Genomic DNA, 22575 nt, shown 5'->3' with positions numbered 1-22575 from the left:
GAATGATAAAAGCCCGAGTTAATCTCGGGCTTTTTTGTTTCTGATGCTCTATGGATTCTAGTGGACCAAAATCCCTGCTCCAATCACCGCGAGAGCGGCGCCTAGCCAGGCAAATCTGTTTGGTCTGCGCTTAGTATAAATCCAGAGCAGTGGGAGCAGCATGATTGGAGTGGTGGAAGACAATAGAGCGACCATGCCTACATTCCCCTCACGAAGTGCGTAAAGAATCAGTGTCATACCAACCGCCATGGCGAGAAAACCGTTCAGTGCAGTAATACCAAAAACACGCCACGTAATATGTTGTGTTGGTCTGGCGACTTTTACTCCGATGACCAGTAACAAGCAGTGAGCAATAAAAGCGCTGATCATACGAATCGCCGATGCTGCGACGGGGTCAACGCTCGTTTGCATCACTGGCTTGGCTATGATGCCACCAAGCGCCTGACACATTGCTGCAGTGAGCCCTAATCCTATCCCTAGCCAGATATTGCCTTTGACCTCTTCTAAAACGTTATTCGTTTGCCCGCGTCGGCCAAAGAAAATAGCCATGACGACGCCACTAAAAACCAACGCTGAGCCGAGCAATTCCGTATTGGTCATGCTTTCACTAAATAGGAAATAGCCAAGGATGGTTGAGAATACGGCGTGACAGGAGAACAGCAAACCCGCTTGCCTTGGTCCCATACGGTTCATACAGGCAAACAGGGCGGTATCACCAATGAAAATACCAATTAAGCCAGATGCCATCATTGGTGTGACGTGTTCCATCGACACACTTAACCAGCCGCCAGTAATCCACGCCATGGTTGTAAGGATGACTGCCGTGCATCCCATACGCCAACGGCTATAAGCGAAAGCGCCCAAATGCTGCGCCGGAATGACGGAAATTAAGCTAGAGATCGCCCACAAAAAAGCAGCACAAAGTGCCAGCCATTCATAACCCATGATTGAGTAAAGTCCTGTTGGTTCGGGAGGGAGCATTAATATGCATTAAATTGTATCGATGTAAAAGAACAAGTTAGCGGCAAAGAAAAAGCAGCGTGATAAGCTGCTTTTTCTCCAAAACCAAGATTGGCTTTCCGATTGTATCTGATGGTCAGGCTTGAGAGCTAAAAGAGAATAAGCACGGCGCCATAAACGATAAACAAGCCGACCAGTCCAAGGATAAGACCGACTTTCGCCATGTCTTTACTTTCTATCAAGCCTGTAGAGTAAGCCAGAGAGTTTGGCGGGGTCGAGACAGGTAAAATCATGCCGAGTGATGCGGAGAAGGCGACCACGACCAACAGCCCCTGAAGCCCACCGATAGTAGCCAGACTAGGCATGGACGCACCAATAGCGGCAGCAATTGGCATCAATAAGTTTGCTGTCGCGGTGTTCGACATAAAGTTCGCCATTAGCCAGCAGACAATCGAGAGAGCGATCACAACCGCAAACGGAGAGAGTGACTCGTAGTCTATTGCGTGGGCTAGGGCTTCTGCTAAGCCCGTTTTATCCAGTGCAATGCCAATCGCAATACCACCGGCTACCAGCCAAAGCACGTCCCAGTTAATCAATTTCAGCTCTTCTTTGCCCATGATGCCCGTCAAGGTGAAGATTGCCAGTGGGATAATGGCGACGACATAAGTGTTCATACCGTGGGCTTTGGTTGTCATCCACAACAGAATGGTCATTGCAAACGTTACGTAGACCACATAAGCACGCCAACTTCTTTTAAACGTACCATTTAGCTTGAGTTTCATTTCCGCCTCGCTAGAGGGGAAAAGCTTTTGCAGTAAAAACCAGGCAATGGTGAGTTGTATTAATACAAACGGCAGACCCATCATCATCCAGGTCAGAAAGTCTATCGTGTTTTCACCGGTTAGATACTGCAGAGCAATCGCATTGGGTGGCGTACCAATCGGTGTTGCGATACCACCAGTGTTTGCCGCGATAGGGATACATAACACCAGTGCTTTAATGCCTAGATCGCCCTTAGGGGCAGAAGCCACAATTGGGCCTAATAGAGCCAGCATCATCACCGTTGTCGCGGTATTGGACATAAACATCGAGAATACGGCGGTGATCAGCATCAGGCCAAGCATAATGAATTTAGGCTGTGTACCAAATGGTTTGAGCAGAACACGTGCAAGGTTGTTGTCGAGATCGTATTTTGAGGCAGCAATTGCAAGGGCAAAACCACCCATGAAGAGAATGATGATCGGCGATGAGAATGCAGAAAAAATATCGGTGTAGGCGATCAGGTCACCGAGATCGTGACCTGCTGGTGGAGCACGAAAGAGATGCAATCCTTTATCCGAGATCATGATCAGCTCAAGAGCGATGATCAGAATTGAGGTAGCGAAAACCGGAACGGGCTCTAGTACCCAAAGTAAGGCGGCAAGAAGAAAAATAGCCAGTAGACGATGTTGAATTAAAGTCAGGTCATCAATAGGAATAGCATCGATCGGCATCATTAGGACGCCAAGCGGAATCAAAAAACACACCAGCAATTTGACCAGCGTACTCGCACTCATCTTTGGCATTGGTAGCCCCTTTAAATAGTCACTCCATTGCACAGAATAATTGATTGCGCTTTTAAGTACTTAGAGGCAGGTATGAGTTTGAAAATATTAGGCTAAATTTCGAACAGAGTTTTGTTTTTTATCAATAAAAAAGCCTCCGCATTTGGAGGCTTTGAAATCAGCTTTTTTACAGGAAAACTTACTGCTTATGAGCGTAAGGCGTACCCATTACCGTTGTCTTACCATTTTCCATGCTTTCATCGAATGTGATGGCATCTTTTGCGAACAGGTTGATAACGGTTGAACCTAGCTTAAAGCGACCCATCTCTTCACCTTTTTTCAGGATAACTGCTTTGTTACCTTCTGCTGGGTAGTCCCATTTGTAAACGGTATTACCGCGAGGAGGCGTAATCGTACCAGCCCAAACTTGTTCGATGCTGCCTACGATGGTTGCGCCAACCAGAACCTGAGCCATTGGGCCAAACTCGGTATCAAAAATACAAACGACGCGCTCATTACGCGCAAATAGGTTTGGCACATTTTCCGCAGTCAGTGGGTTTACTGAGAACAGATCGCCCGGTACGTAAATCATTTGACGCAGCGTTCCGTCGCACGGCATGTGCACACGGTGGTAGTCACGAGGTGACAGGTATAGCGTTGCAAATGAGCCGTCTTGGAACTCTTCTGCCAGCTTTGCATCACCGCCAAGCAGTTCTTGTGCCGAGAAGTTGTGGCCTTTTGCCTGAATCAACTGACCGTCTTCGATCGGGCCAAATTGACTGACACAAGCGTCTGCAGGGTGAGTGATCACCGCTTCGCCTTCAGCAATCGGACGTGCGCCTTCTTTAAGTTCACGAACAAAAAACTCGTTGAACGTTTTAAAGTGCTTAGGGTCAGAGTGCTTCGCCTCGTCCATGTTCACATTGTACTGTTTGATAAACCAGCGAATAACTGCTGTGGTCAGACTGCCAGCTTCTGATGAAGCTAGTTTACCCATCAGGCGAGTTAAGCCATGTTGTGGGATCCAGTACTGCAGTCCAACTTTAATCTTGTCCATCTTTAATTCCGATACTTCTGTTAGATACGCACGTTAGGGCGCGTGATGTTACTGAAATTTAATTGGCTTGTCAGTATTCGGTGAAGAATTATTACACAGTTGCGGCGACAATTCGGTTACAGATCCGCTTTCTTACTGCGAGAATATTGACGGTTTGCCTTATTCTCGCCCATGCTTTCGAGAATACGATGGTAGTTCTCAAACCGAACTTCGCTTACTTCACCTTTCTCCACGGCTTCACGCAGAATACAGCCAGGATCATCATTGTGTTTACAGTCTCGGAATTTGCAGCCACCAAGATATGGACGGAACTCGACGAACGCTTTCGTGACTTCTTCTGCTTCTAAGTGCCACAGACCAAACTCACGAACCCCCGGGGAGTCAATCAAATCGCCACCTGTCGGGATGTGGTAAAGACGTGCGGCCGTTGTTGTGTGTTGACCTAATCCTGAGTTTTCAGAAATTTCGCCTTCTTCCACTTCTTGCTCGAGTTCTGGCATCAGGGCGTTTACCAGGCTGGATTTGCCTACACCCGATTGACCGACGAATATGTTAATACGATCGCGTAACTGAGCTTCCAGCTCCTTAATGCCTTCACCAGATTTCTTGCTGACAAACAGTACCTTATAGCCAATGCGCTCATATTCTTTTAGCCATTCTTCATACGTCGTACGATCATCATCTTCAAGCAGATCGACTTTGTTCAGAACGAGTAAAGGCGCAATGCTGAGTGTCTCTGCAGCAACTAAGTAACGGTCGATGATATTGAGCGAAAGCTCTGGCAAAACAGAAGAGACAATCACCATTTGGTTGATGTTCGCCGCGACGGGTTTTAGGCCATCGTAGTAGTCCGGTCGAGTCAGCATTGAAGTACGAGGTTCAACCGCTTCCACCACACCAGATATTCCAGCCATCGACTCGAGACCTTCGCGCCACAGTACTCGGTCTCCAGAAACCAGAGATTCAACACCGCGACGAAGGTTACAGCGTTGGACCTGCCCCGTATCTAAATCTTCAATATCAGCATGTTGGCCAAAACGGGTGATCACTAAGCCCTGTTTACTCGCGCCTAGCATGTTCTCATCCCATTGGATGGACTCTTCTTGTTTCTTCAAACGTTTCTGTTGGTTGTTACGAACGCGTCGTACCTGACCTTTGGTTAACTTTTTCTTTTTAGCCACAATTTTGTACTTAATATGAGTTAACTCAAGCTATTGAGCTCGCTCTCGGCTCAAGTTAGTGAGTATCGTGTTTCAAGTATTTTGAGGTATAGTACCTTTTTTATCGATAAACAAATAGGCGGCGTAACCATGTCCTTTAGCGATCAAAACCTGATATGGGTTGATTTAGAGATGACGGGGCTCGATCCTGAAACGCACAAAATCATAGAAATTGCTTCTATTGTCACCGATAGCGAATTAAATATTTTGGCTGAAGGGCCGGTACTTGCAGTTCATCAGCCGGAAGAAGAATTGGCTAAGATGGATGACTGGTGCACCAATACCCATACCGCAAGTGGCTTGGTTGAGCGTGTTCGCAACAGCAAAGTGACTGAACAAGATGCGGTTGCTCAAACTATTGCTTTCCTAGAGCAGTGGGTGCCTAAAGGCGCTTCTCCAATTTGTGGTAACAGCATTGGCCAGGATCGTCGCTTCTTGTACAAGCACATGCCAGAGCTGGAAGAATATTTTCACTACCGTTATTTGGATGTCAGCACGCTGAAAGAGCTTACTCGTCGATGGAAACCAGAAGTGCTGGATGGTTTTTCTAAACAAGGTACACATTTGGCTTTAGATGACATTCGTGAGTCTATTGCTGAACTGAAGTACTATCGCGAGACAATCTTTAAGATTTAATTGTTAAGGCTGCGATCTAAATAGTTGTCATTCATGGTTGTTTTGCTTGCTTTTTCATCATTCAGTAAAAATTTAAAGTTTTTTTGAAGGAAGGACTTGCATCACAAAAAAATGCTCTTATAATTCGCAGCCCTGAACAACGGAAACGTTGTGAATGCGACACTAGCTCAGTTGGTAGAGCGCAACCTTGCCAAGGTTGAGGTCACGAGTTCGAACCTCGTGTGTCGCTCCAGTTTGATAAGCGCTCATCATGCTTTGAATGATGATTACGGACGCGGGGTGGAGCAGCTTGGTAGCTCGTCGGGCTCATAACCCGAAGGTCGTCGGTTCAAATCCGGCCCCCGCAACCAATTCTCTTATGAGAATATGCGACACTAGCTCAGTTGGTAGAGCGCAACCTTGCCAAGGTTGAGGTCACGAGTTCGAACCTCGTGTGTCGCTCCAATTTGATAGCTCTCATTGTGCTTAACAATGAAATACGGACGCGGGATGGAGCAGCCTGGTAGCTCGTCGGGCTCATAACCCGAAGGTCGTCGGTTCAAATCCGGCTCCCGCAACCAATTCTCTTGTGAGAATATGCGACACTAGCTCAGTTGGTAGAGCGCAACCTTGCCAAGGTTGAGGTCACGAGTTCGAACCTCGTGTGTCGCTCCAATTTGATAGCTCTCATTGTGCTTAACAGTGAAATACGGACGCGGGGTGGAGCAGCTTGGTAGCTCGTCGGGCTCATAACCCGAAGGTCGTCGGTTCAAATCCGGCCCCCGCAACCAAATTAAGATTAAACGCACTAGCGGTTAATCATGCGACACTAGCTCAGTTGGTAGAGCGCAACCTTGCCAAGGTTGAGGTCACGAGTTCGAACCTCGTGTGTCGCTCCAATTTGATAGCCCTCATTGTGCTTAACAGTGACAAAATGCGACACTAGCTCAGTTGGTAGAGCGCAACCTTGCCAAGGTTGAGGTCACGAGTTCGAACCTCGTGTGTCGCTCCATTTTGATAGCTCTCATTGTGCTTAACAGTGACAAAATGCGACACTAGCTCAGTTGGTAGAGCGCAACCTTGCCAAGGTTGAGGTCACGAGTTCGAACCTCGTGTGTCGCTCCAATTTGATAGCTCTCATTGTGCTTAACAATGAAATACGGACGCGGGGTGGAGCAGCTTGGTAGCTCGTCGGGCTCATAACCCGAAGGTCGTCGGTTCAAATCCGGCCCCCGCAACCAAATTAAGATTAAGCGCACTAGCGGTTAATCATGCGACACTAGCTCAGTTGGTAGAGCGCAACCTTGCCAAGGTTGAGGTCACGAGTTCGAACCTCGTGTGTCGCTCCAGTTTGATAGCTCTCATTGTGCTTAACAGTGAAATACGGACGCGGGGTGGAGCAGCTTGGTAGCTCGTCGGGCTCATAACCCGAAGGTCGTCGGTTCAAATCCGGCCCCCGCAACCAAATTCAAGACAGTTTGATTGTTATTTATCATAACCCTCAGGTCGTCGACGGATGCGCCGCTCGGATCAAATCCAGCCCCCGCAACCAATCCACATCGCTCTTTTCATCATGCTGTGAAGCATAACTCCCCTAAAATAAATTTTAATCCGCATTGTATGATGTCGGGTGTTTTCGTTTGTGTTGAAAACATTATATGAATCGGCAGACACAATAGTGCTCTGGTATGCGAGTGTTTTTGCTATCTTTCATTAACAGACTTATCCACATACAGCGTTCTGTGGATAACTTGGTTGATAAAGTGTTTTTAGCTTGACATTATTTGTTAGTAAACGAAGATCTTTTATTTTTTAAGTGTTTGAATTGTGATTGGATTTTGTTTTAACTAGCTGTTAAATAAAGAAAAAAAGCACAACTGCATAGATCTTGGTTGTTAAAATACGATCATTACATTGTATTTTTTTGATCCTAGTCATTTACTGGGATTGTGTTTAACTTTTTTTTCCTACCTCTTTTTTATCTAATCTCAAATTTTTTTCCACATTACAAAATTGAGAACGAGGTCATGAATTGCGCATGAAAAAAGCATTTCAATCTTTTGCATATAGACTACGCCTTATGCATCTCTCGGTAAGCCTTTCTCTACAATCCTGATTAAACGGTTTTTCTTCGTTTCAACTGACTCAGTCTCATTGACCGGAGTTTGGTTCAGCTGCTGATTCAATGCCCAGATAATATGTTCATCGAGTAAGTCACTTTCTCCCTGACGAGAGACAAGCGCATCAATGACACGTTGACTGTATTCTGCGTTGCCAAGTGCGACAGCAATATTACGCAGCCATTGTAAGTGACCAATTCGGCGAATCGCGGAGCCTTCCATGTTCTTTAAGAAAGCGGCTTCATCCCAACCAAACATATCGACTAAGTCTGGGTGTTGAAAACTATCACGGCGGTGAAAGTCTTCTTGTTCGGTGATATCGGCATATCGGTTCCATGGACACACCAGTTGGCAATCATCACAGCCGTAAATTCGGTTCCCCATTGGTTTTCGAAATTCTTCTGGAATGATGCCATCGAACTCGATGGTCAGGTAGGAGATACAACGTCGTGCATCCACCACTTTGTCGTCTACAATCGCTTGCGTCGGACATGAAGTGATACACGCTTTGCATTTTCCACACTGATCAACACTTGGTTGATCAACCGGCAATGGCAAATCAATCAGTAACTCGCCCAGAAAGAACCAAGAACCACAGTCTTTATCCAAGATCAGAGAATGTTTCCCGGTCCAACCTAGCCCAGCTTTTTGAGCCAGTGGTCGCTCTAATATCGGGGCGGAATCAACAAAAGGGCGGTAGCCAAACTTACCGACTTCTTCTTCAATTAATTTACCGAGTTTATTGAGCTGCTTTCTTACGAGTTTGTGATAGTCACGTCCTAGGGCATAACGACTGATGTAGGCGTGGTTTTTATTGGCAAGGTTTGAAGCGAATTGCGCTTCTGGCGGTAGGTAATCCATACGCGCACTGATAACACGTATGGTTCCCGGCAGTAATTCATGTGGTCGCGCGCGCATCATGCCGTGTCGAGCCATCCAGTCCATAGAACCGTGATACCCGGCATCCAGCCACTGTTGCAGTGCGGCCTCATGCTCACTTAGGTCAACATCGCAGATCCCCACTTTTTGAAAGCCGAGTTCTTTTCCCCAAATTTTGATTTGTTGTGCGAGTTGTTCGTAGTTCATGGTTACCACCGAGATAAATGGGGGGCGGATCTTAACGGATCTCTTGTATTGGTTCTAGCGTAAAGTCGCACTTATAAAAGTATGCTATTTAATGATATTTATAATGGAACCTTTTGCTATCTCCTGCATTCTTATATTGGAGAGCTAAACTCATATGGCTTGAAGTAGAGAGCTGACAAATAAGATACCGTTTTGTGGCTACTTTTTTCGCATATATGACATTTGAAAGCTTGTCTCTCAAAACCAACACGGTTTACTATTCCTGTTCTTTTGATTTTTATATAGTCAACGATCATTAGTTAGAGAAGCATCAATGAGCACGAAACAATTTAATTTAAAAGATGAGCATGAAACGGTAGCACTGGGCACCGCTCTGGCTCAGCTTTGTTCTCAACAAACGACAATTTATCTGCATGGTGATTTGGGCGCAGGTAAAACAACCTTCAGTCGTGGGTTTGTCCGTGCTCTTGGGCATCAAGGAAATGTAAAAAGTCCAACTTATACCTTGGTTGAACCATACCAATTGGATAAGTGGCAAGTTTACCATTTTGACCTATATCGTCTTGCGGATCCTGAAGAGTTAGAATTCATGGGAATTCGAGATTATTTCACTGATGATGCGATTTGTTTGGTTGAGTGGCCAGAAAAGGGTCAAGGCTTACTGCCTGAGCCAGATCTTGATGTGAACATCCGTTATCAAGGTGAAGGCCGTATCGCCGAACTCATCGCGAATAATGATTATGGTGTGCAGTTACTCAGTCGATTGGAGCTATGTTGAGTTTTTCAAATTTTAGAGTAGTGGCGACGTTTGTCGCCACTTTTCTCCTTATCATCCCCAGTTTAGCATTTGCTAACGTCGTTAAAAGCTTTCGAGTTTGGCCTTCTCCAGATGAGACTCGCGTTGTCATCGATTTAGGCTCGGAAGCGGACTACTCCTATTTCTCATTATCCGAACCGGATAGACTGGTTGTGGATTTGAAAGACGCCACCATGCAAGCCAAATTGCCGGTGACTGTCTCTGATAGCCCTGTTTTGACGCGAGTGCGAAAAAGCTCACCTCCGGAAACGGGCACTTATCGTCTCGTTTTTGAACTGAAAAAAAGCGTTCAAGCTGAGCTATTCAAACTGAGCCCGACACCAGGTGGGCAATATGGTCACCGTTTGGTCATTGATCTTCCGCATGGTACAAAAACGGCGACAACCACAACGAAGTCAGAAGAAAAAACCACAACCAGCAAAGACATGAGCTCAGTTCAGCGTGCTCAAGAGGTGTTGATTGTTATCGACCCTGGTCATGGTGGTGAAGATCCGGGATCAATTGGACCTTCTCGTCGTAAGTATGAAAAAGACGCGGTATTGAGTATTTCTCGTAAGATTGCTGCTCAGTTGAATGCGACACCGGGCATCAAAACTCGACTGACCCGCAGTGGGGACTATTTTGTTAACCTGAATCGACGTGTCGCGATTGCTCGCGAGAATGATGCTCATCTGCTGATATCAATTCACGCGGATGCGTTTACCTCTCCACGACCTCGTGGTGGTTCGGTATTCGTACTGAACACGCGTCGTGCGAATACGGAAATTTCCCGTTGGGTTGAGAATCATGAGAGGCAGTCTGAGCTTTTAGGTGGATCGGGTAACGCATTTGTCAGCAATACCAAAGATCGTAACGTCAACCAAACGTTGCTGGATCTGCAGTTCAGTCATTCGCAGAAGGAAGGCTATAAGCTAGCGACCGAAATCCTTGGTGAAATGGGACGTGTTGCTCACTTGCACAACACGAAACCTATCAACACTAGCTTGGCGGTATTACGCTCTCCGCAGATCCCATCGGTATTGGTCGAAACGGGCTTTATCTCAAACCCGACCGAAGAGAAATTATTGTTCCAGCGTGCACACCAAGACAAACTGGCACAGTCGATATCGAAGGCGGTAGTCAAGTATCTAAAGGATAACCCGCCAGAAGGCACCGTATTCTCACCTTCATCGAAACCGATGGTGCATATTGTGAAGCGCGGCGAATCTTTATCGGTGATTGCGAATAAATACGGGACAAGCTCGAAAGCGATAATGGCTGAAAATAACTTGAAATCGAGCGGGTTAGGAATTGGCCAGAAACTGAGAATTCCGTCGGCTGGTAACATCAACGTGCCAAGCAAGCCGATCACGGTGGAGACAGAAACCATCACTCACACCGTTAAGTCTGGTGAATTTTTAGGTAAGATTGCCAGCCATTACAAAGTGAAGGTTTCTGATATTCGCCGCGAAAACAATCTCAAATCAGATACGCTGTGGGTAGGTCAGAAACTGAAGGTGACGGTTGCGGTGAAGGACAAGCCGATCCGTAAACATAAAGTCTCACGAGGTGAGTACCTTGGTAAGATCGCATCGAAGTACGACGTGAGCGTGCAAAGTATTCGTGAAGCGAATAACTTACGTTCAGATGAACTTGCGGTAGGACAAGTGCTGATCATCCCAAATAAATAAGTGATCTTTAACGCGTTATGACGATTAAAATACTACCAGCCAGGCTCGCCAACCAGATAGCAGCAGGGGAGGTGGTCGAAAGACCTGCCTCTGTCATCAAAGAGTTGGTTGAGAACAGCCTCGACTCCGGCGCTACCCGCATCGATATCGATATCGAGAAAGGGGGAGCTAAGCTCATCCGTGTTCGTGATAACGGTAAAGGGATTGCGAAAGATGAGTTAGGCTTGGCATTAAGTCGTCATGCCACATCCAAAATTCATAGTTTGGATGACTTAGAAGCGATCATGAGTTTGGGCTTTCGTGGTGAGGCCCTCGCGAGTATCAGTTCAGTCTCACGCTTGACCTTAACCTCGCGTCCCGCAGCGCAAGAAGAGGCGTGGAGTGCGTATTCCGAAGGGCGCGAAATGCAGGTCAAACTGCAACCTGCCGCACACCCTATTGGTACCACGGTAGAAGTGTTGGACCTTTTCTTCAATACCCCTGCACGTCGTAAATTTCTTCGTACCGAGAAAACGGAATTTTCCCATATTGATGAGCTGCTAAAGCGTATCGCACTGAGCCGGTTTGACGTGTCGATTACTGTGCGCCATAACGGAAAAATTATCCGCCAATATCGCGCAGCAAAAAATCAACTACAAACGGAAAAGCGCATTGCAGCCGTATGCGGTAATGCTTTTGTCCGTAACATGCTCCGTATTGAATTAGAGCATCAGGGTCTGAAGCTGCATGGTTGGATCACAACGCCAGATGGTGCTCGGCAGCAAAGTGATTTGCAGTATTGCTATGTGAATGGCCGCATGATGCGTGACAAGCTGATTAATCATGCTATCCGCCAGAGCTACGAAATGAGCTTAAAGCCGGATCAGTTTGCGGCATACGTGCTGTTCATTGAACTCGATCCGCATCAGGTGGATGTGAATGTCCACCCAGCCAAACATGAAGTGCGTTTCCATCAGGCTCGACTGGTGCATGACTTTATCTATCAGGCATTAACCGATGCACTGGTACAAAGTGCGGTCATTGAACAGCCACATGTCAATGAATCTGCCTTTCATCACGCTGAGCCGTCTTCCCCAATTCAGGAACGCGATGTTGACTCAGCCCCCTCGATTTCAGAAGCCTCGATTAAAGAAGACAAGGTCTCTTCTCCCGTTCCTGAACGAGTTTATCAGGCGATAGACAAAACACCGACTTATCCGGGACGAAGTGACTATGAGGCAAAACCACGCGAGCGTTCTTCTTCAGAGTCGTCTGTGCGTGAGGCTCGTCAGTCAGATTCTTATCATCGTTCGGACTGGATTGAATCTAAGCCCGCTCCAAAGCCGACTCAGAGCAAAGAGCGTCATGCGGAACCTGCTCCGAGTAAACAAGAAGTTCGTGCTTATCATGAGCTTTTGAAAACGCCAGACTTCGAACCTAAGCCGATCGAAAATGCGGTTGTCGCTACATCGAGAGAGCAAGCACCTTTGCCTCAAGTGACGGCATTAGGTAAAGCACTCGCTGTGGTGGATGAGCAGTTTGTCCTGATGAGCAGTGACAGTGGCGTGGCATTGGTTTCATTACCACGCGCGGAATTTTATCGAGTCAAGGGGCAGCTAACGCCAAGTGAAGGCGCATTAAAAGCACAACCTTTACTCGTACCTTTGTCGTTAAAGTTGGACGCAGAGTTAGTCAGGTTAGCAGAGGATTATCAACAAGATTTCGCCCAGCTCGGTATACAGCTTAAAGCCAGAAATGACAAAGCATTGATGGTCATGGGCGTACCAGCACCATTGCGTCAACAAAACTTACAAAATTTGGTACCAGATCTGTTATCTTACGCGCAAACGTGGGTGAAGGGTGAGAAGACTGCCACTCAAATGCTTTCTGCACTGATCGATTGGCTTGCTTTGCGGGTAACGACAGTAAAAAGCAATTATACTCTCTCCGAAGCCATTCAAATTATTGCGGAACTTGAACAGCTAAGGCATGGCCAATTGCCATTAGAAGATACTCAGTTTGTATCTGCTGTTGATTTCTCTGCCACGATAGCCAAATTAACACCATGACAGAAAAACTACCGTTGGCTCTATTTTTAATGGGACCAACTGCATCAGGTAAAACAGAACTCGCGATTAGACTTCGTCAGAAGTTTCCGGTTGAGATCATCAGCGTCGATTCGGCTTTGATCTACAAAGGAATGGATGTCGGGACTGCCAAGCCTGATGAACGTGAGCTTAGCTTAGCGCCTCACCGACTGATTGATATTTTGGATCCTAGCGAGTCATACTCCGCAGCGGATTTCCGTCGCGATGCGTTACAGGCTATGGATGATATTGTTGCAGAAGGAAAAATTCCGTTACTTGTTGGCGGTACAATGCTCTATTACAAAGCATTACTTGAAGGCTTATCACCTCTTCCTGCTGCAAATCCTGAAATTCGTCAGCAAATTGAACAAGAAGCATTGACTAAAGGTTGGTCGGTGTTGCACGATGAACTGAAAGAGATTGATCCTGTCTCTGCGGAGCGAATTCATCCTAATGATCCCCAGCGTTTATCTAGGGCATTGGAAGTTTTTCGAATTTCAGGTAAAACTCTAACTGAGTTGACTCAAACGAAAGGTGAACGCCTTCCGTACCGGGTCAAGCAGTTTGCAATAGCTCCCAAGGATAGGGCAGAACTTCACCGTCGCATTGAACTGCGCTTCGAAAAAATGATGGAAGCGGGCTTCGAAGATGAAATGAAAGCATTATATGCTCGCAAAGATCTTCACCCAGATCTTCCGTCTATCCGTTGCGTCGGTTATAGACAGATGTGGGAGTATTTAGATGGGGAGTGCACTCGCGAAGAAGCCATTTTTCGCGGAGTATGCGCGACTCGTCAATTGGCCAAGCGTCAAATCACCTGGTTACGCAGCTGGGATGACTTAACTTGGTTGGATAGTGATAACATTGAACAGTCTCTCGAAACCATTTCGGAAGCAATAGCATCTGATTGAGATAGCTGTGTATAATGTGATCGTTTTTGCGTGAACGCGCTCTGAAAGGAACAGTGGTTGGCGGTTTTTAGACTATGCTGCTAATTACTTAGAGTGCATTTTGATTCGTTTAGCTCAGATGCAAAAGCAGTACTTTTTGCATTGCACCACTAGCTAAATAATTACAACTACAAATTAAATAAGGAAAATAAAAATGGCTAAGGGGCAATCTCTACAAGACCCATTCTTAAACGCGCTACGTCGTGAGCGTATCCCAGTGTCTATCTACCTTGTGAATGGTATTAAACTACAAGGTCAGATCGAATCATTCGATCAATTCGTGATTCTTTTGAAAAACACTGTTAACCAAATGGTGTACAAGCACGCGATCTCAACAGTTGTGCCGGCTCGTCCAGTGAGCCACCACAGCGGTGAACGTACCCAAGGTGATCGTCCACAAGAGAAATCTGAAGATTAATTCTTCATCGAATATTTTTAAAGTAAGGAGTTGATTGCTTGTTTGACCGTTATGAATCCGGTGAGCGAGCCGTACTTGTTCATATCAACTTCACGCAAGAAGGTGAATGGGAAGATCTGGCTGAGTTCGAAATGCTGGTTTCTTCTGCTGGGGTAGAGACGCTACAAGTGGTAACTGGTAGTCGTCAATCCCCACACCCGAAATACTATGTCGGAGAGGGTAAGGCTCAGGAAATTGCTACAGCAGTACAATTAACTGGCGCTGAAATTGTGATTTTTAATCACTCCCTCTCTCCTGCCCAAGAACGTAACCTCGAAACACTGTGCAAATGTCGAGTTCTCGATCGCACTGGTCTCATCCTCGATATCTTTGCTCAACGAGCGCGAACACATGAAGGTAAGCTACAGGTAGAGCTGGCTCAACTTCGTCATATCTCTACTCGTTTGATTCGTGGTTGGACGCACCTAGAAAGGCAGAAAGGTGGTATTGGTCTACGTGGTCCTGGTGAAACCCAGTTGGAAACCGACCGTCGTTTATTGCGTGACAGAATCAAAGCCATCCTGCGCCGCTTAGAAAAAGTGGCCAAGCAGCGTGAACAAGGGCGTCGCGCCCGAAATCGAGCTGAAATCCCAACGATTTCTCTCGTGGGCTACACCAACGCGGGTAAGTCGACACTGTTTAACCGTATTACTGAAGCGGGTGTATATGCCGCAGACCAGTTGTTTGCTACTTTGGACCCTACATTACGTAAGATCGAGCTAGCAGACGTGGGACCTGCCATACTTGCAGATACCGTTGGTTTTATTCGACATTTGCCTCACGATTTAGTTGCAGCCTTCAAAGCAACCTTGCAAGAAACGCAAGAAGCTGACATTTTGTTACATGTTGTTGATGCCAGTGATGAGCGTTTTCGTGAGAATATTCAAGCTGTTCATGAAGTACTAGAAGAGATCGACGCGCACGAAGTGCCGAGTCTGGTTGTCATGAACAAAATTGACAATCTAGAATCGCAGAATCCGCGTATAGAGCGTGATGAGGAAGGCGTACCTCGTTCGGTCTGGGTATCTGCAATGGAAGGAATGGGCATCGAGCTCCTGTTTGAAGCGCTGACAGAACGTCTGGCGTCACAAATGGTTGAGCATCAGTTGTGTATTCCTCCACAGTATCAAGGACGGTTCCGTAGTACATTCTTCCAAATGAATTGTATTCAGCGTGAAGAATACGACCAGGAAGGTAACTTGTTGATCGATATTCGAATGCAGCAAGTAGATTGGTCTAGACTTGAAAAAAGAGAAGGGGCAGTTTTGACTGGCTTTATAGTCACTTAAAGGACTGCTACAGTATAACGTCATATCAAATGATGGAGCTTTCTAATGGCGTGGAATGAGCCTGGAAATAACAACGGCAATGATGGCCGCGATAACGACCCTTGGGGTAATAATAATCGTGGTGGCCAGCGTCCTGGTGGCCGAGATCAAGGTCCGCCAGATTTAGATGAAGTGTTCAATAAACTGAGTCAGAAGCTGGGCGGCAAATTTGGTAAAAAAGGCGGCGGTGGTTCTCCACTCGGCGGTGGTGGCAGCGCAATTGGCTTTGGTGTGATTGCATTGATTGCTGTTGCTGTTTGGTTCTTCGCTGGTTTTTATACCATCGGTGAAGCAGAGCGTGGTGTAGTACTGCGTTTAGGTAAATACGATCGTATCGTAGAGCCAGGTCTGAACTGGCGTCCTCGCTTTATTGATGAGTATGAAGCGGTTAACGTACAGGCGATTCGTTCACTTCGTGCATCTGGTCTAATGCTGACTAAAGATGAAAACGTTGTGACGGTAGGCATGGACGTTCAGTATCGCGTTACTGACCCATACAAATACCTATACCGAGTAACCAATGCTGACGACAGTTTACGTCAGGCAACGGACTCTGCTCTACGTGCGGTAATTGGCGACTCACTGATGGATAGCATTCTAACCAGTGGTCGTCAGCAAATTCGTCAAACAACTCAAGAGACACTGAACCAAATCATGGATAGCTATGATATGGGTCTTGTGCTTGTTGATGTGAACTTCCAGTCTGCACGTCCGCCAGAACAGGTTAAAGATGCGTTTGATGACGCGATTGCAGCGCGAGAGGATGAAGAGCGTTTCATCCGTGAAGCAGAAGCTTACAAAAACGAGATTCTGCCAAAAGCAACGGGTCGTGCTGAGCGTTTGAAGAAAGAAGCGCAAGGTTACAGCGAACGCGTTACCAATGAAGCTCTTGGTCAGGTTGCACAGTTTGAACAGCTACTTCCAGAATACCAAGCAGCTCCAGGTGTAACTCGTGACCGTCTGTACATCGACGCGATGGAAGAAGTTTACACAAGTACTTCTAAAGTGCTGATTGACTCTGAATCAAGCGGTAACCTGCTTTACCTACCGATTGATAAATTGTCGGGTCAAGAAGGTCAAACTGACACCAAACGTAAGTCGAAGTCTTCTTCAACCTACGATCAAATTCAACTAGAGTCTGAGCGTACACAAGAAGACACCTCGAACACGCAGTCTCGTTCAACTGGTTCACGTCAAGGGAGATACTAAGAATGCGTAAGTTAATGATCCCTGTATTGGTAATCGCACTGGCATTGATGCTGATGTCTCTATTTGTGATTCCTGAAGGTGAGCGCGGTATCGTCGTTCGATTTGGTCGTGTTCTGAAAGACAACAACGACATCACTCGAATTTACGAACCGGGTCTGCATTTCAAAATGCCATTGTTTGATCGTGTGAAGACTCTGGATGCACGTATCCAAACAATGGACGGCCGTGCTGACCGTTTTGTAACGTCTGAGAAAAAAGACGTTATCATTGATACCTACGTGAAGTGGCGTATTGAAGATTTTGGACGTTACTACCTGGCAACAGGTGGCGGTAACTCGCTAACGGCAGAAGCACTTCTTGAACGTAAAGTGACTGACGTGCTTCGTTCTGAAATCGGTGCTCGTGAAATCAAGCAAATCGTTTCTGGCCCACGTAATAACGACGTTCTACCAGAAGATGCAAGCAGTGATGAAGTTACGACTGAAGCTGCTCGTGAAGCACTAGAAATCGATGGTGAGCGTGACTTAATCATGTCTAACGTGTTGAAAGACACACGTGAAAGCGCGATGAAAGACTTAGGTGTGCGTGTAGTTGACTTCCGAATGAAGAAAATCAACCTGCCAGATGAGATCAGTGAATCTATCTACCGTCGTATGCGCGCAGAGCGTGAGTCGGTAGCTCGTAAACACCGTTCTCAAGGCCGTGAGAAAGCGGAAGTTATTCGTGCTCAAGCTGAGCTTGAAGTTGCGACAATTCTGGCTGAAGCCGACAAAACAGCTCGTGTTACACGAGGTGGAGCGGATGCAGAAGCAGCGAAGATTTACTCTAATGCTTACAACAAGGATCCTGAGTTCTTCAGCTTCCTACGTTCACTAAGAGCCTACGAGAAGTCGTTCAGCTCTAAGAACGATATCCTTGTTCTGGATCCGAAGAGTGACTTCTTCCAGTACATGAATAATTCTAAAGGTGTAAAAGCTGAATAAAGCTTCCCTCTAGTTATGCAAAAGGCTCCATCAGGAGCCTTTTTTGTATCTAGTAGTTATGTAAGGTGAGGGTCGTTAACTCATCATGATAGCAATGACAGCACCAGCAACGACCAGACAGCCGCCAATACGACGCAGCTGATTATTGGGTTGCTCACTGAGTTGGGCGACCATATTTCGCCAGCCATTCGGCGCTACCAGCGGACCAATCCCTTCAACAATTAATACTAGCCCTACAGCCAGCCATATCGACTCAGACATAAAGCTTCCTAAACCAATTTATAAAGCTAAATATTATCAGTGATATGTTGCTTCTGAAATGGTCGATTACGTTGCAGCTCTAAGTCTGTGAACAAAAAATGACTGCAAGAAGTCCGATTCGGTGCTAGAATCCATTTTTAACTAGCAATCAGACTTGGAAAGATGGGAAATAACGTAGTCGTTCTAGGCACCCAATGGGGTGACGAAGGTAAAGGTAAAATCGTAGACCTTTTAACTGAAGATGCAAAGTACGTGGTACGCTACCAAGGCGGTCACAATGCAGGCCACACTCTCGTAATTGACGGTGAAAAAACCGTTCTTCACTTAATTCCATCAGGTATCCTTCGCGATAACGTAAAATGTGTTATCGGTAACGGTGTAGTACTATCACCTGAAGCTCTACTTAAAGAAATGAAACCTCTTGAAGAGCGTGGTATTCCAGTACGCGAACGTCTTTTCATTTCTGAAGCATGTCCTCTAATTCTTCCATACCATATTGCAATGGACCAAGCTCGCGAAATCGCTCGCGGTAAAAAAGCTATCGGTACAACAGGTCGTGGTATCGGTCCAGCATACGAAGATAAAGTTGCTCGTCGCGGTCTACGCGTTGGCGACCTATTCGATATGGAAGCATTTGCTGAGAAGCTAAAAGAAGTTATGGAATACCACAACTTCCAGCTAGTAAACTTCTACAAAGCGGAACCAGTAAGCTACGAAGCTGTACTGGAAGAAGCGAAAGGCTACGCTGAGCTACTAACTTCAATGGTTATCGACGTAACTGACGAGCTAGACTCTGCTCGTAAACGCGGCGACAAGATCATGTTTGAAGGTGCTCAAGGTACGCTACTAGATATCGACCATGGTACTTACCCATACGTAACTTCTTCTAACACAACTGCTGGTGGTGTTGCTGCAGGTTCTGGTTTTGGTCCTCGCCACATTGGTTACATCCTTGGTATCGCGAAAGCTTACTGTACGCGTGTAGGTTCTGGTCCATTCCCGACTGAACTATACGACGGTCTAGACAAGCAAGATCCAATCGGTAAGCACCTAGGTACTGTAGGTCATGAGTTTGGTGCAACAACTGGTCGTCTACGTCGTACTGGTTGGTTTGATGCTGTAGCAATGCGTCGTGCTATCCAAATCAACTCTATCTCTGGTTTCTGTCTAACTAAACTAGACGTACTAGATGGCCTAGAAGAGCTAAAAATCTGTACTGGTTACAAGATGGAAGATGGCTCCGTACTAGAAGTTTCGCCAATGGCTGCTGAAGCATTTGAAAAAGCAACGCCAATCTACGAAACAATGCCAGGTTGGTCTGAAAACACATTTGGTGCTAAAGCACTAGAAGACCTACCAAAAGCGGCTCTAGACTACATCAAGCGTATCGAAGAGCTAACTGGCGTGCCAGTAGACATCGTCTCAACTGGTCCTGACCGTAACGAAACTATCATCAAGGTTCACCCATTCGAATCTTAATGACGACTCGTTAGAGATTTTGAAAGCCGACCTTAAGGTCGGCTTTTTTGTGTCTGATACTTTTGTGCAATGGAATGCTGCGGTTGTGGAACACGCGTCTCAATGTGGCAACTTGTTGCCGTCTCTCGGTGGTGAGGGGCAAAAATTGTCTAAAGCTCAGGGCAGGTTTGCCGATAATCTTATCAAGCAGAGCAGATCCTTTGGCGATTTTTTGTTTCTCAGACACCTTGAAGAGTACGTTTATGAAGTTACGAACAGTGGCTGCTTCACTGTTACTGATGCTGGCGACGGTTGCATCTCGGGCGAGTGCCTCTGATGTTGGAGCGCCTGTTCCCATTTACACCGAAGCAGAACTGATAACGCTTATTGAGCAGAATAAGCACTTACAGCGTGTGCGCGCTGACAACTGCCAGTTGGTGGAAGACATTGTTGCTCGCGCGACTCGAATTAGCCTGCCTGCGTATGAGTTTTTGTATGGCGATATGCTGGCTTGGGGTGTCTGTGTTGAGCAAGATGTGGAACTTGGGCTCTACTATATGGAGAATGCTGCCCAGCAAGGATTACCAGCCGCGCTAGAACAAATTGGGCGCTATTACTCTCTTGGTACCTTGGTTCAGCAGGACAAAGAACGTGCGATCCCTTATCTGCGCGAAGCGGCATCCATGGGGAACCTCAATGCACGCATTCAACTTGCGGAGTTGCTCCTGCGTGATTACGGCAGCCCTCTGGACTATGAAGATGCTTACCGCTGGTTGTATAACTCGGTAACGGCCGATAAACGCCAGCACAAACGAATTACTCTTTTACGAAATGGCCTTGAGCAGCGTATGCCTGAAAATATTATCGCCCGAGCTAAGCGGCGAGATACTTTCTGGTAAAATTGCTCACGATTGAATACATACAACAAAGCCCACAGATGTGGGCTTTGCTGTTTTTAACGATATGACTTTAAATGACTTTATGTGGGCCAAAGCACTCGTAATGAAACTGTTCTTGTGGAACGCCAAGGTCGATAAGCTGCTTGGCGACATACTGCATAAACCCAACAGGGCCGCAGAAGTAAATCTGAACATTGGTTTGCTTAAGCGCAGCTTCAATTTCCTTTAGGTTGACGAAACCAGTGAAGTGGTAGTCTTCACCAAGTTTATCTTCGGCTGTCGGTTGGTTATACCAGACAAGCGCATTGACGTTATCTTGTGAGCTGACAATTTGGTTCACATGCTGCTTAAAGGCATGCTGTTGACCATTTTCCGTCGCGTGTACCCAAGTTACTGGCGCTTGATGCGCAGACAAGCTCTCCAGCATAGAAAGTGTCGGCGTTAAGCCTACGCCAGCAGAGAGCAGTACGACAGGAGTGTTCGATTCTACGTCCATAAAGAAGTCACCCGCCGGAGCGACCAGTTTTACTTTATCGCCAACGTTAAGCTCATCGTGCAGATAGTTGGATACCTTACCATCTTGTTCACGTTTAACCGAGATGCGGTACGTGTTCTCTTGTGCCGCAGAAGAGAGGCTGTATTGGCGGATCTCTTGGTTATCAAACTTATCGCTGTTGATGTAGATACCCACATATTGCCCTGGCTTATAGGCTGCGACGTTAAGACCATCTGTTGGTTTAAACACAAAACTGCAGATGTGTTCGCTTTCTGCTTGTTTTGTGACAAGTTCGAATTCACGCAATCCACGCCAGCCACCTTCCAAGGCTTCATTCGCCTGATAAATTTGCTCTTCTCTTTGAATGAACACATTGGCTAGCACGCCATAAGCTTCTGCCCATGCATCCAATACTTCCTGACCCGGATTGAATAGTTCGTCAATGGTTGCTAATAGATGTGAACCGACAATTTGATATTGGTCCGCTGTGATCAAAAAGCTGGTGTGTTTATGCGCAATTTTTTCTACCGCACCAAGCAGAGCCGGTAAATTTTCAATATTCGCCGCGTATGCACAGATAGCATTAAATAACGCTTCACGCTGATCACCATTGCGCTGGTTGCTCATGTTAAAAATGTCTTTTAACTCAGGGTTGTGAGTAAACATACGATCATAAAAATGTGCGGTCAGTTTTGGTCCTGTTTCGGCGATAAGTGGTGCGGTTGCTTTTACGATTTCAATGGTCTGATTGCTGAGCATGGGGCTTCCTAATTTAAGTTGTATTTATAATGCATGTTTAAAGTTGTATCTCAAATGTATCTTTCAATCAAGAAAAGATTTACACTTTTCCTATTAGAGAGGATAGCAATATGCAGTTAACCAGCTTCACCGATTACGCGCTGAGAACCTTGATCTATCTGGCTTCATTGCCAAAAGATGAGTTGACAAATATCACTGAAGTGACTGATTTATTTGGTGTATCACGTAACCATATGGTTAAGGTGATTAACCGGCTTGGTCAATTGGGTTATGTACAGACTGTACGTGGCAAGAATGGCGGTATCCGTCTGATGAAGCCTGCTGCTGAGATCACGGTTGGTGGTGTTGTCCGCGATTTGGAACCGTTAGATTTGGTGAACTGCAGCGCAGATTTTTGCCACATCACGCCAGCCTGTCGACTGAAAGATAAGTTAGCGAAAGCCAAAAGCGCTTTCTTAGCGGAATTGGATTACTGCACGATTGAAGAGTTACTCAGGGACAATTCTGAGCTTTTGATCTTATTAGAGCGTCCATAAACTATCTTGTCTGTTTAGTGCCGATCTCGATCGTTCTTTTTTCAAAGCAATTCTGTAGCTTATCGAGAGACTCGGATATACTAG

At 46.2% G+C, this 22575-nt stretch carries 19 protein-coding genes and 12 tRNA genes; 24 read left to right on the top strand and 7 right to left on the bottom strand.

Translation table 11 applies throughout. The features are described 5' to 3' along the window. Positions 1 to 57: 57 nt before the first annotated feature. From VER99_RS13240 to rsgA, 4 genes are all read right to left on the bottom strand, one after another. A complete protein-coding gene (locus VER99_RS13240) occupies positions 58 to 945 on the bottom strand; it encodes a DMT family transporter (RefSeq protein ID WP_020336192.1) in 888 nt (295 codons plus the stop codon). Positions 946 to 1109: 164 nt separating this feature from the next. Beyond that, positions 1110 to 2525 carry an SLC13 family permease gene (locus VER99_RS13235; RefSeq protein ID WP_020336191.1) on the bottom strand — a complete coding sequence of 472 codons (1416 nt, stop codon included), beginning with the start codon at positions 2523 to 2525 and terminating at the stop codon, positions 1110 to 1112. A 178-nt stretch (positions 2526 to 2703) separates the two neighbouring features. Beyond that, positions 2704 to 3561, bottom strand: a complete 858-nt coding sequence (gene asd, locus VER99_RS13230) for an archaetidylserine decarboxylase (protein ID WP_020336190.1) — start codon at positions 3559 to 3561, stop codon at positions 2704 to 2706. 116 nt (positions 3562 to 3677) lie between these two features. Next, complete coding sequence (gene rsgA, locus VER99_RS13225) at positions 3678 to 4742, bottom strand: small ribosomal subunit biogenesis GTPase RsgA (RefSeq protein WP_020336189.1); 1065 nt, start codon at positions 4740 to 4742, stop codon at positions 3678 to 3680. Positions 4743 to 4871: 129 nt separating this feature from the next. Between rsgA and orn the strand changes: the two genes are divergently transcribed. The 13 genes from orn (at position 4872) to VER99_RS13160 (ending at position 6861) form a co-directional block, all read left to right on the top strand. Continuing rightward, entirely contained in the window at positions 4872 to 5417 is a 546-nt protein-coding gene (gene orn, locus VER99_RS13220; protein ID WP_020336188.1) for an oligoribonuclease, read from the top strand. 156 nt (positions 5418 to 5573) lie between these two features. Continuing rightward, positions 5574 to 5649, top strand: a tRNA-Gly gene (locus VER99_RS13215). Between the two features lie 41 nt (positions 5650 to 5690). Then, positions 5691 to 5767: transfer RNA gene (locus VER99_RS13210), tRNA-Met, on the top strand. A gap of 18 nt (positions 5768 to 5785) precedes the next feature. After that, positions 5786 to 5861: transfer RNA gene (locus VER99_RS13205), tRNA-Gly, on the top strand. A 39-nt stretch (positions 5862 to 5900) separates the two neighbouring features. Further along, a tRNA-Met gene (locus VER99_RS13200) sits at positions 5901 to 5977 on the top strand. 18 nt (positions 5978 to 5995) lie between these two features. Beyond that, a tRNA-Gly gene (locus VER99_RS13195) sits at positions 5996 to 6071 on the top strand. A 39-nt stretch (positions 6072 to 6110) separates the two neighbouring features. Continuing rightward, a tRNA-Met gene (locus VER99_RS13190) sits at positions 6111 to 6187 on the top strand. A gap of 32 nt (positions 6188 to 6219) precedes the next feature. Further along, positions 6220 to 6295: transfer RNA gene (locus VER99_RS13185), tRNA-Gly, on the top strand. A gap of 37 nt (positions 6296 to 6332) precedes the next feature. Beyond that, a tRNA-Gly gene (locus VER99_RS13180) sits at positions 6333 to 6408 on the top strand. A gap of 37 nt (positions 6409 to 6445) precedes the next feature. After that, positions 6446 to 6521 (top strand) — tRNA-Gly (locus tag VER99_RS13175). Positions 6522 to 6560: 39 nt separating this feature from the next. Then, positions 6561 to 6637: transfer RNA gene (locus VER99_RS13170), tRNA-Met, on the top strand. Positions 6638 to 6669: 32 nt separating this feature from the next. Then, positions 6670 to 6745 (top strand) — tRNA-Gly (locus tag VER99_RS13165). A gap of 39 nt (positions 6746 to 6784) precedes the next feature. Further along, positions 6785 to 6861, top strand: a tRNA-Met gene (locus VER99_RS13160). A gap of 613 nt (positions 6862 to 7474) precedes the next feature. On the opposite strand, the gene queG is transcribed toward VER99_RS13160, so the two are convergent. Then, on the bottom strand, positions 7475 to 8602 hold the full coding sequence (gene queG, locus VER99_RS13155) for a tRNA epoxyqueuosine(34) reductase QueG (RefSeq protein ID WP_020336186.1): 1128 nt from the start codon (positions 8600 to 8602) through the stop codon (positions 7475 to 7477). A 313-nt stretch (positions 8603 to 8915) separates the two neighbouring features. Between queG and tsaE the strand changes: the two genes are divergently transcribed. From tsaE to hflC, 8 genes are all read left to right on the top strand, one after another. Further along, complete coding sequence (tsaE, locus tag VER99_RS13150) at positions 8916 to 9380, top strand: tRNA (adenosine(37)-N6)-threonylcarbamoyltransferase complex ATPase subunit type 1 TsaE (RefSeq protein ID WP_014233210.1); 465 nt, start codon at positions 8916 to 8918, stop codon at positions 9378 to 9380. Beyond that, a complete protein-coding gene (locus tag VER99_RS13145) occupies positions 9374 to 11089 on the top strand; it encodes an N-acetylmuramoyl-L-alanine amidase (RefSeq protein ID WP_020336184.1) in 1716 nt (571 codons plus the stop codon). The genes tsaE and VER99_RS13145 overlap by 7 nt, the downstream gene beginning before the upstream one ends. Positions 11090 to 11106: 17 nt before the next feature. Continuing rightward, positions 11107 to 13137, top strand: coding sequence for a DNA mismatch repair endonuclease MutL (gene mutL, locus VER99_RS13140; RefSeq protein ID WP_020336183.1), 2031 nt, complete (start codon positions 11107 to 11109; stop codon positions 13135 to 13137). Next, positions 13134 to 14066 carry a tRNA (adenosine(37)-N6)-dimethylallyltransferase MiaA gene (gene miaA / locus VER99_RS13135; RefSeq protein WP_014233207.1) on the top strand — a complete coding sequence of 311 codons (933 nt, stop codon included), beginning with the start codon at positions 13134 to 13136 and terminating at the stop codon, positions 14064 to 14066. The genes mutL and miaA overlap by 4 nt, the downstream gene beginning before the upstream one ends. Positions 14067 to 14259: 193 nt before the next feature. Continuing rightward, complete coding sequence (gene hfq / locus VER99_RS13130; RefSeq protein ID WP_014233206.1) at positions 14260 to 14523, top strand: RNA chaperone Hfq; 264 nt, start codon at positions 14260 to 14262, stop codon at positions 14521 to 14523. Positions 14524 to 14561: 38 nt separating this feature from the next. Beyond that, the gene (gene hflX / locus VER99_RS13125; protein ID WP_014233205.1) at positions 14562 to 15851 is read left to right on the top strand and encodes a ribosome rescue GTPase HflX; all 1290 of its coding nucleotides are present in this window, start codon (positions 14562 to 14564) and stop codon (positions 15849 to 15851) included. Between the two features lie 45 nt (positions 15852 to 15896). Further along, positions 15897 to 17099, top strand: coding sequence for an FtsH protease activity modulator HflK (gene hflK / locus VER99_RS13120; protein ID WP_014233204.1), 1203 nt, complete (start codon positions 15897 to 15899; stop codon positions 17097 to 17099). 2 nt (positions 17100 to 17101) lie between these two features. After that, positions 17102 to 18082: a protease modulator HflC gene (hflC, locus tag VER99_RS13115; protein WP_014233203.1), complete on the top strand. Its 981-nt coding sequence runs from the start codon at positions 17102 to 17104 to the stop codon at positions 18080 to 18082. A 75-nt stretch (positions 18083 to 18157) separates the two neighbouring features. Here the strand turns inward: hflC and VER99_RS13110 are convergent, their stop codons facing one another. Continuing rightward, the gene (locus VER99_RS13110; protein ID WP_014233202.1) at positions 18158 to 18343 is read right to left on the bottom strand and encodes a DUF2065 domain-containing protein; all 186 of its coding nucleotides are present in this window, start codon (positions 18341 to 18343) and stop codon (positions 18158 to 18160) included. A gap of 162 nt (positions 18344 to 18505) precedes the next feature. Between VER99_RS13110 and VER99_RS13105 the strand changes: the two genes are divergently transcribed. Continuing rightward, positions 18506 to 19822 carry an adenylosuccinate synthase gene (locus VER99_RS13105; protein WP_014233201.1) on the top strand — a complete coding sequence of 439 codons (1317 nt, stop codon included), beginning with the start codon at positions 18506 to 18508 and terminating at the stop codon, positions 19820 to 19822. A 242-nt stretch (positions 19823 to 20064) separates the two neighbouring features. Continuing rightward, positions 20065 to 20700, top strand: a complete 636-nt coding sequence (gene motX, locus VER99_RS13100; protein ID WP_020336182.1) for a flagellar protein MotX — start codon at positions 20065 to 20067, stop codon at positions 20698 to 20700. Positions 20701 to 20770: 70 nt separating this feature from the next. On the opposite strand, the gene hmpA is transcribed toward motX, so the two are convergent. Beyond that, the gene (gene hmpA, locus VER99_RS13095) at positions 20771 to 21955 is read right to left on the bottom strand and encodes an NO-inducible flavohemoprotein (protein ID WP_020336181.1); all 1185 of its coding nucleotides are present in this window, start codon (positions 21953 to 21955) and stop codon (positions 20771 to 20773) included. 110 nt (positions 21956 to 22065) lie between these two features. Between hmpA and nsrR the strand changes: the two genes are divergently transcribed. Next, positions 22066 to 22491, top strand: coding sequence for a nitric oxide-sensing transcriptional repressor NsrR (gene nsrR / locus VER99_RS13090; protein ID WP_014233198.1), 426 nt, complete (start codon positions 22066 to 22068; stop codon positions 22489 to 22491). The last annotated feature ends 84 nt before the right edge of the window (positions 22492 to 22575 follow it).

Origin of the sequence: Vibrio natriegens NBRC 15636 = ATCC 14048 = DSM 759, from assembly GCF_035621455.1 — a bacterium.
GTDB classification, from domain to species: Bacteria; Pseudomonadota; Gammaproteobacteria; order Enterobacterales; family Vibrionaceae; genus Vibrio; species Vibrio natriegens.
Note: the sequence above shows the minus strand (reverse complement) of the source record. Positions and strands in the feature narration are given on the sequence as shown.